The 11826-nt window shown below is 70.2% G+C and carries 12 protein-coding genes and 1 pseudogene; 6 read left to right on the top strand and 7 right to left on the bottom strand.

Translation table 11 applies throughout. From position 1 onward, the window contains the following. Positions 1 to 543 (top strand): annotated as a pseudogene (locus tag D7V93_RS06005) (hypothetical protein); the annotation flags it as partial. A 24-nt stretch (positions 544 to 567) separates the two neighbouring features. Here D7V93_RS06005 and D7V93_RS06000 read toward each other — a convergent pair. Then, positions 568 to 1761 carry an LLM class flavin-dependent oxidoreductase gene (locus tag D7V93_RS06000; RefSeq protein WP_120642451.1) on the bottom strand — a complete coding sequence of 398 codons (1194 nt, stop codon included), beginning with the start codon at positions 1759 to 1761 and terminating at the stop codon, positions 568 to 570. A gap of 60 nt (positions 1762 to 1821) precedes the next feature. On the opposite strand from D7V93_RS06000, the gene D7V93_RS05995 reads away from it, so the two are divergent. After that, positions 1822 to 3648 (top strand): CBM96 family carbohydrate-binding protein, encoded by a 1827-nt coding sequence (locus D7V93_RS05995; RefSeq protein ID WP_120642450.1) that lies wholly within the window; start codon positions 1822 to 1824, stop codon positions 3646 to 3648. A gap of 25 nt (positions 3649 to 3673) precedes the next feature. Here the strand turns inward: D7V93_RS05995 and D7V93_RS05990 are convergent, their stop codons facing one another. From D7V93_RS05990 to rnhA, 3 genes are all read right to left on the bottom strand, one after another. Further along, positions 3674 to 4012 (bottom strand): protealysin inhibitor emfourin, encoded by a 339-nt coding sequence (locus D7V93_RS05990; RefSeq protein WP_120642449.1) that lies wholly within the window; start codon positions 4010 to 4012, stop codon positions 3674 to 3676. A 42-nt stretch (positions 4013 to 4054) separates the two neighbouring features. Beyond that, entirely contained in the window at positions 4055 to 5215 is a 1161-nt protein-coding gene (locus D7V93_RS05985) for a M4 family metallopeptidase (RefSeq protein ID WP_120642448.1), read from the bottom strand. A gap of 94 nt (positions 5216 to 5309) precedes the next feature. Continuing rightward, positions 5310 to 5777, bottom strand: coding sequence for a ribonuclease HI (gene rnhA / locus D7V93_RS05980; protein ID WP_120642453.1), 468 nt, complete (start codon positions 5775 to 5777; stop codon positions 5310 to 5312). A 157-nt stretch (positions 5778 to 5934) separates the two neighbouring features. On the opposite strand from rnhA, the gene D7V93_RS05975 reads away from it, so the two are divergent. Next, positions 5935 to 7137 (top strand): C39 family peptidase, encoded by a 1203-nt coding sequence (locus D7V93_RS05975; protein ID WP_158623656.1) that lies wholly within the window; start codon positions 5935 to 5937, stop codon positions 7135 to 7137. A 3-nt stretch (positions 7138 to 7140) separates the two neighbouring features. Here D7V93_RS05975 and D7V93_RS05970 read toward each other — a convergent pair whose 3' ends face one another. Then, positions 7141 to 7746 carry a TetR/AcrR family transcriptional regulator gene (locus D7V93_RS05970; protein ID WP_120642446.1) on the bottom strand — a complete coding sequence of 202 codons (606 nt, stop codon included), beginning with the start codon at positions 7744 to 7746 and terminating at the stop codon, positions 7141 to 7143. Positions 7747 to 7855: 109 nt separating this feature from the next. On the opposite strand from D7V93_RS05970, the gene D7V93_RS05965 reads away from it, so the two are divergent. Together D7V93_RS05965 and D7V93_RS05960 are read left to right on the top strand one after the other, a co-directional pair. Continuing rightward, entirely contained in the window at positions 7856 to 8671 is an 816-nt protein-coding gene (locus D7V93_RS05965) for an SDR family NAD(P)-dependent oxidoreductase (protein WP_120642445.1), read from the top strand. A 71-nt stretch (positions 8672 to 8742) separates the two neighbouring features. Beyond that, positions 8743 to 9246 carry a nuclear transport factor 2 family protein gene (locus D7V93_RS05960; RefSeq protein WP_120642444.1) on the top strand — a complete coding sequence of 168 codons (504 nt, stop codon included), beginning with the start codon at positions 8743 to 8745 and terminating at the stop codon, positions 9244 to 9246. Between the two features lie 31 nt (positions 9247 to 9277). Here D7V93_RS05960 and D7V93_RS05955 read toward each other — a convergent pair whose 3' ends face one another. Further along, positions 9278 to 10222 (bottom strand): LysR family transcriptional regulator, encoded by a 945-nt coding sequence (locus D7V93_RS05955; RefSeq protein WP_158623655.1) that lies wholly within the window; start codon positions 10220 to 10222, stop codon positions 9278 to 9280. 101 nt (positions 10223 to 10323) lie between these two features. Here D7V93_RS05955 and D7V93_RS05950 point away from each other — a divergent pair, with 101 nt between their 5' ends. Further along, positions 10324 to 10770 carry a DUF4437 domain-containing protein gene (locus tag D7V93_RS05950; RefSeq protein ID WP_120642442.1) on the top strand — a complete coding sequence of 149 codons (447 nt, stop codon included), beginning with the start codon at positions 10324 to 10326 and terminating at the stop codon, positions 10768 to 10770. A gap of 57 nt (positions 10771 to 10827) precedes the next feature. On the opposite strand, the gene D7V93_RS05945 is transcribed toward D7V93_RS05950, so the two are convergent. Then, positions 10828 to 11802 (bottom strand): hypothetical protein, encoded by a 975-nt coding sequence (locus tag D7V93_RS05945; protein WP_120642441.1) that lies wholly within the window; start codon positions 11800 to 11802, stop codon positions 10828 to 10830. Positions 11803 to 11826 lie beyond the last annotated feature (24 nt).

The following is an 11826-nucleotide window of genomic DNA, read 5'->3' as shown; positions in this document are numbered from 1 at the left end:
GCGCCCCCCCGCTGCGCGACGCCGCCGCTGAGCCCCCAGACGTGTTCGATGGGCCGGCCCGTGTCCCCCCTCACCACGTGCGAGCGCTCCAGCTACCCGCCCTCCGACATCCGCGGCTTCTCCTCCAAGTACATCTTCCGCGCGAAGGACTTCATCGTGGTGACGGGCACCCGCTGGCCGGGGACGTCCGTGCCCCTGGTGGCGGTGTTCGCGAAGGGGAACCGGAAGCCCCTGTGGCACGGCGGCGTCGCGGACACGGAGCCCACCCACCTGCGGGACACGGCTCCGGAGCTCGCCGAGGTGGACGGGGACGCCGTCTACTTCGTCTACGAGCTGGAGCAGCCCGGCGGCTTCCACCTCATCCGCCGGGACGCGCGCACCGGTGTCATGCGCTGGGACGTGCCCATTCCGCGCTCCAAGGAGGCCACCGGCCCGTCCGCCCTCTGGGTCCACGACGGCCGCGTCTACGTGCCGCACTGGGCCTGGCTGGACGTGTTCGACGCGGAGACGGGCAACCTCGTCGGCACCCTCGGACGCTGGTGACGTGCGTGGATGCCCGCGCCCCCGTCACGGCGGCGCCGGCGTCTTGAACTCCGGGATGAGCTGCCCCGTGAGCCGGATGCTCTTCATGACCTTCTCGTGCGTCAGCGCACCCACCTGGTGGAAGGACATGAGCGCGTCGATCCCCAGGGCCTCGTAGCGCTTCAGTCCCTTGCGCACCTGGTCCTGGGTCCCGACGATGAGCGAGTCCTGCCCGCTCAGGACCTCCCAGACCTGCTCGTCCGGCACGTTCTCGCCGCCCATGATGCGGCCGAGCAGACGCTGCGCCTGGGACTGCGGCGCGTTCGGATCCTTCTTGCGCAGGTACTGGCCCGTCAGCCCGCCGCCCGCGGGGTCCTTCGCCAGCGCCTCCAGCTCCGCGGCCGTCTTGACGAAGGCGTCCTTCGCCTCGAAGAAGGTGAAGGAGCCGCTCGTATACCAGGCCGCGGCCTTCGCGGCGCCGTTCTCCATCGCCTCGCGCTCGCTGTCCGCGCAGTGGACGAAGGTGAAGAAGGCGACCTGGTCGTTGACGAACTGGCCCACCGGCTCACAGCGGGTCCGCAGCGCCTCGCGGTAGATGTGGATCATCTCCGCGACCTCCTCGGGGGAGGCCCAGAGCGTCACGCCGAGCGCCCCCACGCCGTTGCGTCCCGCCTGCTCGAACGACGCCGGGCTGGAGCACGCCTGCCACAGCGGCGGGTGCGGCTTGCGGTACGGCTTCGGGATGACACTGACGTTCTTGAGCTGGATGTCCTTGCTGTCCCAGGAGACGGAGTCCTGGGTCCACAGCTTCGGGAGCAGCTCGAAGGACTGCTGCATCTGTCCTCGCGTGGAGTCCGCCTCGATGTTGAAGGTGCGCCACTCCGGGATGGTGCTGCGCGCGAGCCCCAGCTGGAAGCGGCCCCCGCTCAGGTGGTCGATGAAGGCCGAGCGCTCCGCGATGCGGATGGGGTGGTTGAAGCGCGTCGGCGCCAGCACGGACGAGTGGCCCACGTGGATGTTCTTCGTGCTCGTCGCGATCGCCGTGAGCATGATCTCCGGCGCCGAGCTGTAGCTGAACTCCACCGCGGCGTGGTGCTCCACCTGCCACCAGACGCCGTAGCCCAGCGCGTCCGCCAGCCGCGCCTGCTCCAGCGTCTCTTGAATCAGCCGGTGCTCATGGTCCGGGCCGTTCCAGAGTTCCTTCGGGTGCTGCATCTCCGAGAAGATATCGAGTCGCATGTGTCGCCCCCTATTCTCCCAGCTTAAACTGTTTTCACACAGAAAGTGGGATGGAGCGGCATGCACACGAATCAGCAGGAGCGAAAGAGGCTGCGCGGCGGACGGTGGCTGGGGCTTGCCCTGGCGCTCACGGGCTGCGGCATGGAGCGGGGAGAGGAGTCCGAGTCCCCGGGCACGCAGCAGCAGGGGCTCACGACCCTGACGGCCACGGAGGACGCGTATGTCCATGAGACGAACGCCGCGTCCAACTACGGTTCCAGCACCTCGCTGTTCGTCAAGAACGACGCGGGCGCGAGCCGGTATGCCTATCTGAAGTTCAAGCTCACGGGCATCAGCGGCGTCACCAGCGCGAAGCTGCGCGTCCACGGGAGCGCGTCGGCGGCCACGACGCTGCAGGCCTTCCAGACGGCGGATGGCTGGACGGAGGCCGCCCTCACCTGGAGCAACAAGCCCGCGCCAGGCAGCCTCGTGGGGGGCGTCGCGCTCACCACGGCGGATCAGGACTACGAAATCGACGTCACGGCCTACGTGAACGCGCAGGCGGCGGGCGACGGCACGGTGTCCTTCGTGTTGCAGGAGGTCGTCGGCAAATACACCACGCTGGTGAGCAGCGAGGGCAGCGCGAACCCGCCCCGCCTGGACGTCACCCTGAGCGGCGGAGGCACGGGGGACACCCAGGCGCCCACGGTGCCCGCGAACCTGACGGCCACCGCGGTCTCCAGCAGCCAGGTCAACCTGGGCTGGAGCGCGTCCTCCGACAACGTGGGCGTCACCGGCTATGCGCTCCACCGCGACAACGTATTCCTGAAGAACGTCAGCGGCACCTCGACGAGCGACACCGGCCTCGCCGCGTCCACGACCTACAGCTACTCCGTCAGGGCCCTGGACGCGGCGGGCAACAGCTCCGGCAACAGCGCCACCGTCACCGCGACGACCTCCAGCGGAGGCGGCACGTCGTGCACGAATGCCCTGGCGTCGACGGCCAGCATCCAGACGGCCCTGAAGAACGCGGCGCCGGGAGCGGTCATCCTGCTCGCGCCGGGCACGTACACGGGCAACCGGGGCACCAGCGGCGACCCCGGCGGACAGGGCCTCTTCTATTCAGGCAAGAGCGGCACGGCCACGAGCCCCATCATCCTGAAGAGCTGCGACCCCGCGAACCCCGCCACCCTCACCGGCACCTCGGTCAAGGATGGCTCCTACGGCCTCCACCTGACAGGCGACTTCTGGCAGGTGCGCGACCTGCGCGTCACCACCGCGCAGAAGGGCATCATCGTCGACAATGGCAATCACAACCTCCTGTCCGGCGTGGAGGTCCACACCGTGGGCGACGAGGCCGTCCACTTCCGGGATGGCAGCTCCTACAACACGCTCGAGGCCTCGAGGATCCACGACACGGGGAAGTATCAACCCCAGTACGGCGAAGGGGCCTACGTCGGCTCCGACTCCAGCAACCCGTATGAGCATGTCGTCATTGGCAATGTCATCCGCACCACGGTGTTCGCCGGGGGCATCACCGCGGAGCACATCGACATCAAGGAAGGCGCGGACGGGACGCTCGTGGAGGGCTGCACCTTCAACGGCGCGGGGATCTCCGGGGAGAACAGCGCCGACAGCTTCGTGGACGTGAAGGGCGTCAACACCGTCGTGCGCGACAACCGGGGCTTCCGCCAGGGCAACGCCAAGGTGCTGGATGCCTTCCAGGTCCGCACCCACGGCAGCGACTACGCGACGGGTGAGAACAACGCCTTCTCCGGAAACGTCGTCGACCTGGACGACTCCCCGGGCTACGTCGTCTACGCCACCAGCGCGGCGACGGGCACCACCGCGCACGACGATGTCCGCACGGGCGGTGGCAACCTGTACAACGGCAACGTGAACGAGTGACGCTGACGGCGGCACCGGCCTGTTCCTATTGATGAGGCCGGGCCGCCTCCCGGCGCAAGTCCCGCTCCGCCTGCTTGAGCAACTCCAGGAGCTCACGCAGGTGGGGCTCCTGCACGGGTTCGAGCAGCTGGACGGTGTGTCGGCGCCCTCCCTCCTCGATGGTGAGCGTGTAGCGGGTCTGATCCGCGGCGCCCTTCGCGGCGGTCCCCACGACGGCGGGCTGCTGGAAGAACGAAGCCGCGTGCACGCTCCGGGTGAGGGCCTCCGCCTGCGCGGGGGGCAGGTCCCGCAGGTCGAACGTGCGGGGCCGGTTGAGGCCGGGAAGGAAGGCGATCCCTCCCTCCCGCTTGAGCTCGATGTGCATCACATGCTCCACCGGGCACCCGTGCGGGCGCCCCCTGTGGGTTCAGGCGCTCGGCCTGCGCGACGGCTGCGCCGCCGGGGCCTTCAGCGTCGGGACCCGGGCCACGGAGACCTTCTCGCGGGTGACCTTGATGCCCACCTGGCCCCAGGCGTCGTTGACGGCGGCCTCCTCGGTCCCGCCCTCGCCGTAGAGCCGGGAGGCGCACAGCGACGTGATGCGCGCGAACCGGGCGAAGCCGCAGTCGGGACGCAGCCGCATGTCGCGCAGCGCCTCGTACCAGATGCGGCCGACCTTCTCCCACGCGTAGCCCCCCAGCTGGAGGGCCGCCAGGCAGAAGGCCCGGTTGGGGATGCTGGAGTTGATGTGCACGCCGCCGTTGTCCTCCCACGTCTTGACGAAGTCGCGCATGTGCGCGGGCTGCGGGTCCTTGCCCAGCACCGGGTCGTCGTAGGCCGTGCCCGGGTCCTTCATGGAGCGCAGCGCCTTGCCCTGGACGCCCTCCGCCAGGAGCCCCGCACCGATGAGCCAGTCGGCCTGGTCCGCCGTCTGGTTGAGGAACTTCTGTTTCACGAGCGAGCCGAAGATGTCGGAGATGGACTCGTTGAGCGCTCCCGCCTGGCGGAAGTACATCAGCGGGCCCTCGTCCTCCGTCATCCCGTGCGCGAGCTCGTGCCCGATGACGTCCAGGGAGATGGTGAAGCGGTTGAAGAGCTCTCCGTCCCCGTCCCCGAACACCATGCGCTGCCCGTCCCAGAAGGCGTTGTCGTAGTTCACGCCATAGTGGACGTGGGCGTTGAGCGGCATGCCGCTGTCGTCGAGGGAGTCGCGCCCGAAGACCTCCCAGAAGAAGTCATAGGTGGCGCCCAGCCCGTCGTAGGCCTCGTCGACGGCGACATCGCCCGTGGCGCCCTGCCCCTCGGACCGGGCCAGCGTGCCAGGGAAGCCCTCCTGCCCGCTCATGTCGTAGATGAACCGCTGCCGCTGCGACTCCGCCATCATCCCGCCGAGGCGGCGGGCGGGAGCCCGCTGGGCACCCACGGCCGAGGAAAGGCGCAGGGCCCGGAACGTGCTGTCCACGGCCATCGTCCGCAGCGCCGCGGCGCGCTGCGCGGGGGAGCCGTTCTGGGCAATCGTCCGGACGACGTAGGGCGGCAGGATGCAATAGAGGGAATGGCGATGCCATCCCGGGTGGACCAGTCTCATGACCGACTTCTCCAGTGAGGGTGTTCCCTAAGCTAGGGACACCGTCACGGGCGCAAGTGCCGGCAAGCCGACGCGGGCCGTGCCGTCCCCACCGCTACCGGCCGAGCCGTGCCGCGAGCTCGAGCCGGGCGGCCACCGCCAGCGCATCCGCACGGTTGTTCTCCACGTCATCCGAGTGGCCGCGCACCCAATGCCAGGACACCTCATGGGCGCGGACGGCCTCCAGCAGCTCGCGCCAGAGGTCCGCGTTGGACACGGCCTTCTTGTCCGACGTGCGCCAGCCATTGGTCTGCCACTTGTCCAGCCACTTCGCCTCGAAGGCGTTGCACACGTACTTCGAGTCGGTGAACACCTGCACGCGGCACGGCATCTTCAGGGCCTTCAAGGCCACGAGCGCCGCGGTCAGCTCCATCCGGTTGTTGGTGGAGTCCGGCTCCGACCCCCGCAGCTCCTTGCGGTAGTCCTTCCGCTCGGGAGCGATGAGGATGGCCCCCCAGCCGCCCAGGCCGGGGTTCGGTGAGCACGCGCCGTCACAGTAGATGTGGACCAGGGGAAGCGACATCGGGCGCGCACCCTACCCCAACGCCGCTCCGCTCCGCGAGAACACGACCCTGGGTGGGAGATGTTCAATGCCGCCCACTCGTCCAGGTCCGCGGGGGGGCATCCTTCGCGCAAGCTGCTGTCGTGGTCCGCACTCGCATCCCCGGGAGGCTCGCTCCATGACGAAGTCCAGGTCGGCCGTACTCGCGCTGCTCATCACCCTCGCGCTCGCACCCGCGCTGGCCACGGCGGGCCAGAGCGCCTCCACCCGCTGGGCGGCGAGCCGGGGTGACTTCCTCACCTGGCAGCTCAGCGGCGTGGGCCGCGCGGCGGATGGCTCCCTCCAGCTGCTTCCCAGCCAGTCCTGGTCCGGCACCGACCCCTACGGGCCGGGCGGCTACTACGGCGGCACCTATTACAACGGCGGCTCCTTCTTCCAGGGCGAGGCCACGAGCCCCATCGTCTCCAGCGCGTTCGCCTTCCGTGAGGCCATCGCCTCGTGGGAGGCCACCACGCCCACGGGCACCTGGGTGGAGACGCTGGTGCGCGTGCAGGTGGGCGGCGCCTGGACGAAGTGGTTCAGCCTGGGTGTCTGGGCTTCGGGCGCCTCCACGGTGCAACGCCACTCGGCGGACTCGCAGGCGGACACCGTGGCGAGGGTCTCCATCGACACGCTGGTCGTCACCGCGAAGAAGAGCGCCGCGAGCGCCTGGCAGGTGAAGGCGCGGCTGTTCAGCGCGGATGGCGTGGCCACGCCTGGCCTGCACGCCAGCGCGCTCACCACCTCCACCTCGCCGGAGACCCGGCCCACCGTGCCCGCGGGCAATCCCTCTCGCTGGAACCAGGTGCTCGCGGTGCCCCGGTGCTCGCAGATGGTCTACCCGGACGGCGGCGAGGTCTGGTGCAGCCCCACGTCCACGGCCATGGTGCTCCAGTACTGGACGGCGGACACCCGGGGCTGCGAGGCGAACGTGCGAGCGGCCGTCGCGGGCGTCCATGACTGGTATTACGGCGGCCACGGCAACTGGCCCTTCAACACCGCGTACGCGGCGGGCCAGGGCTTCCAGGCCCACGTGGCGCGCTTCACGAGCTTCGCCCAGCTGGAGCCGTGGCTCTCCGCCGGGGTGCCCGTCATCCTCAGCGTCGCGTGGGGCAAGGGCGAGCTGACCGGCGCGCCCATCCCCTCCACCGCGGGCCACCTCATCGTGCTCGCGGGCTTCGACGCGGTCGGCAACCCCGTGGTGAACGACCCGGCGGGCGCCAGCGACACCGTCGTGCGGCGCACCTACTACCGTTCGGAGCTGGAGCCGCTGTGGCTGTCACGCTCCGGAGGCACCGCCTACCTCGTCTACCCGAGGAACTGGCCGGTGCCCGCGCTGTAGGGACTACTTCCGCGCGCGGCGGGGCTTGACGCTCTGCCACGCCAGCGCCGGGAGCGTGGCGCGCATCCACGCAGGCTCCAGCGGAGCCCCCGCGAGGAAGCGGCGACACGCCTCGTGGCTCGGGCCGAGCAGCACCACGTCGAACACGAGCGGGGGCCAGGGCGGCAGGGTCCCGGCTTCGATGAAGCGCGCCAGGTGGAGGACGACGGGCGTCAGCAGCTCCGCCTTCCTCGCCTGGAGCGCGGCCTGTCCCTCCGCCCCCAGCTCGAGCGACATCGCCTGATACATGAAACGTCCCTCGTCGCGATGGTCGAGCACCCACTCCAGGTGGCCCTCCACGAGCGCGAGCACCGCGTCCTCCGCCCGCGTCGTCGCCGTCACGCGCGCGGCGAGGTGCGCGAAGAGCCGCTCGAAGGTGCGCGTCAGCAGCGCCAGGGTGAGGCCCGAGAGCCCGTCGAACAGGTGGTAGACGCTGGAGGGGCTGGCTCCCGCCGCCCGCCTTATCTCCTCGATGCCCGTGGCGAGCACGCCCCGCTCCGCGAAGCACCGCAGCGCAGCGTCCAGGATCTCATCCCGTCGCTGGATTCCATCACGTCGAGCCGGCCCCATGCCCGGCCTACCCTATGCGTCGCGACGTGCCACGTCGACCGCACCGACAATCCCAACCTCAATTGGAATAAACTTCCATTTCCGGAACAAGCCAGTCACGCTGGGCCCCATGACGGACCTCATCCTCACGGGCGCTTCTCGCGGTATCGGCCACGCACTGGCCCTCACCCTCGCCGGGCAGCGGGACGACCGTCTGGTCCTCGTGGCGCGGGATGTGGCCCGCCTGGAGGCGCTGGTCGCCGACATCGAGCGCAAGGGGGGCCGGGCCCTCGCGGTGCCGGGGGACCTCTCGTCGCTCTCCGGGGCGCGCCAGTTGGGAGCGCGGCTGGCGGAGGTCGTCACCCCGGGCGCGACGCTCATCCACAACGCCGGGCTGTGGCCGTCGAAGCGGGTGCTCACCGCGGAGGGGTGGGAGACGGCCTTCGTCGTCAACCACCTCGCGCCGCTGGGGATGCAGCGCGCGCTGCTGGACGCCGGGCACCTGCGCCGCGTCATGGTGGTGAGCGCCGGCCTGCTGATGAAGGGCCGCTTCGACGCCGCCCGCACGCCCACGGGCGAGGACTTCTCCAGCATCCGCACCTACTGCGACACCAAGCTCTGCTTCGCGCTCGCCATGCGCGACGTCGCCCGCGAGCACCCGGAGCTCGACGTCGTCGTCCTCCACCCCGGCGTGGTGCGCACGGACCTGGGCGCGCGTCCGGGCCCGGTGGGCTGGCTCCTGTCGCTGGTGAAGCACACCTGGGAGACGCCGCAGGTCTGCGCCGCCCGGCTGGCGCGCATCCTCGCCCGGGAGCGCTGGTCACCGCCCGGCGAGGCCCGCTGGCTCGTCGAGGAGACCGAACACCCGTGGCCCCCGGCCGCCGAGGACGAGGCCACGCGGCGCACGCTGCGCGACACCACCGAACGCCTGCTCACCACCGCGTGACGCGAGATTGCGTTGGGGCCGCGAACGGTGAAACCCTCGCGCCCTCCCTACTTCGAGAGAGGCAGACGGCGATGCGAGAGAAGAACCTGGAGTACACGCTGGATTGGATTGCCATCCAGGAGCTGGTGGCCGAGTACGGGCAGGCCATCGACCACGGCAAGGACACGGGCGACTGGAGCCGCTGGGAGCGCGTCTTCGCGCCGGAGGTGACGTCGGACTACTCGCGCTTCATGGGCGTGCCGCCCACCACGCAGCCGCGCGCGGTGCTGGCGAAGTTCGGGGACCAGGCGCTGGCGTGCTTCACGCGGGTGCAGCACTCCACCGCCAACACGGTGCGCACCGAGTTCACCAGCGACACCCACGCGACGGTGATGGCCTACGCGGAGGTGTCCCACTTCTTCAAGCTGGACGGCGTGCCGCAGGAGTGGACGCTGGTGGGGCGCTACACCCACGACGTGGTGAAGACGGCCTCCGAGGGCTGGCGCATCCAGAAGGTCCTGTTGGATCCCATCCACCAGCGCGGGAACCTGCTGGGCCTGGAGTTCGCCCGGGGCAAGCGGCTCGGGACGCCGTGAGCGAGGGGGAGCGCGCGGGGGTGGCAGCCCTTCACCGCGCGCTTCGGGTAGCCCCCCTGGCGCGCCCCCGCCGTGGGAGCGCGGGCGCCTTCGCGAGCCGCGCGGTCTGCGCGCCAATGGTCTCCGCCAGGAAGTCCACCACCGCGCGCACCCGCGCGTTGTTGGCCAGGTCCTCGTGGAACACCAGCCACACGGTCCGCTCCAGTTCGGGCAGGACATCGCGCAGGGGCACGAGCTCCGGGTAGAGGTGGCCGAAGGACGCCGGCAGCAGCGTCACCCCCAGACCCTCGCGCGCGGCCTGGAGGAGCCCGAGGATGGACGTCAGCCTCACCGCGACGGTGGCGCGCGCCGCGTGCACGTCCAGCCACTTGGACTCGGGCCAGCGCCGCGAGTCCTGCGCGTACCCCACCACGGTGTGCCCCTGGAGCCCCGCGTCGAAGCGCACCGGCCCCATGCGGGCCAGGTAGTCCCTGGAGGCGAAGGGCACGATGCCGATGGCCGCCACCTTCCGGGCCCGCAGGGAGGGCTCCTGGGGACGGATCAGCCGGATGGCCACGTCGGCCTCGCGGCGCACGAGCGACAGGGCCTCGTAGCCGGAGAGCAGGTGGAGTTCGATCTCCGGATGGCGCTCCCGGAAGCCGGCCAGCCACGGCAGCACGTTGTAGACGAGGAAGGAGTCCGTCGCGGTGACCGTCACCGGCCCGGAGGGGCGCAGGTCCTCGCCGCTGGCCAGCCGCTCCACCCGCAGGGCCTCCGCCTCCACCGCCTCCGCGGCCGGGAGGATGCGCAGGGCCACGGCCGTGGGACGGAAGCCCGCGGGCGTCCGGTCGAAGAGGCGGGCCCCCAGCTCCCGCTCCAGCACCGTCAGGCGCCGGCCCACGGTGGTCTGGTCGACCTTCAACTGACGGGCGGCCGCGGAGAGGCTCCCGCCCCTCGCGATGGCCAGGAAGTGCTGCAGGTCGCTCCACTGGGGCATGGTCTGCATTCTCGCAGAGGTGCCCTGCGCAAACGGGCATTTTCGCAGAGGCCCCTTGTCGTCATCCTCCGGGGCGTCTCTTCCACCCAGGAGTGCCCACCGTGAAGACCTTCTCCAAGCTCACCGCCGCCCTCGTCGTCGTCTCCGCCTTCTCGCTCGCCGCCGCCAAGGGCAAGGCGGAAGCGGCCGCGTACCAGCAGACCTCGTATGACAAGCTCACCTGGACGGAGATGGTGCCGGGCGGGCCGTCGGTGCACGTCCTCTGGGGCGACATGAAGAAGGGCCCGTACGCGCTGCTGATGAAGTTTCCCGCGGGGTTCGACTCGGGGCCGCACACCCACTCCGCCGACTACCACGGGGTGCTGGTGAAGGGCCGGATGACGAACACCTCCGAGGGCATCACCCCGACGGGCCCGGTCGAGGCCGGCAGCACCTGGGACCAGCCCGGGAAGGTGGTGCACGCGAACAAGTGCGCGGCGGAGTCCGAGTGCGTGATGCTGATCGCCCAGGACAAGCCGTTCGACTTCGCTCCGGCGAAGGCGAAGTGACGGCGCGGGCGGGGGCGCAGGCCCTGCGCCCTGCCCGCCCCGCTCAGCAGAGGCCGCTCACCGACTCCCGGTCCCGGACGAACCGCAGCTCCCGCAGTCGGAGGCACAGCTGTTGTAGACGGAGCCCACGCCGCACGACTCGGTGAACTGGCAGGTGCCATCCCCGCAGCGGTAGATGTCCTGGGGACGCAGGCGGGTGGTGAGCGGCACGAAGGAGACGCCATTGACGACGCACTTCTTCCAGAAGGCGCGCGTCTCATCGAGGATGCAGGCACTGGCGCACGAGCCGACGTGGTAGAGCGGAGGACACTCCGTGCTCCCGCCGGAAGCCTGGGCCGAGAGCCCGCAGGCCCGGGCGGTGCTCTCCGCCCTGTTGAGCAGGCTGTCGTGGCCAACGAAGATGCCCGCGCCGTTGAACAGGTTGCCGAAGAAGCATCCCTCCTGCGCCGTGAAGAGGGTGTCCTCACGGGACGCCACGGGGATGGCGGCGCCCGCCGCATCGCGGCCCCGCACCGAGATGGAAACCGACATCCCGAACTTGTTGACATGCGCGGCCAGGCAGGCGGAGACCACTTGCTGTTCCGCCACGGTGGCGGGGCTGCCATTGGCCCAGGCAGGGGCCAGGCCCAGCATGCCCGGCCAGGAGTAGCCGACGCCCGTGGTGGGATTGGTCCAGGTGCGCGTCTGGCCGGCTGGCAAGGCGCAGGCAACGACATACTTCATCACCATGCTCGAGTATGCCGTTGACTCGTTGGCATTGAACCACCTGGAGAACGAGCTGGCCGACAGGCCGTTCGTAGACAAGCCATTGGTGGACAGCCCGTTCGTGGACAACCCATTCGTGGACAGCCCGTTCGTGGACAGGCCGTTCGTGGACAGCCCGTTGGTGGTGGTGGCCTCCTGCGAGAGTTCGCCCCGCTCCAGGGGCACCGGTTCGTCCAGCTCGCTTCCGACGCAGCCTCCCGCGCCAAGGAACAGCCCGAAGCACATTCCAGTCACGACCCGACCCGAGAACGACGTCTGTGTTTTCATTTTAGCTCCCCCCCAATGACATCA

This window comes from Corallococcus llansteffanensis (genome assembly GCF_003612055.1).
Taxonomy (GTDB): domain Bacteria; phylum Myxococcota; class Myxococcia; order Myxococcales; family Myxococcaceae; genus Corallococcus; species Corallococcus llansteffanensis.
This window is presented reverse-complemented; position numbering and strand designations above follow the sequence as displayed.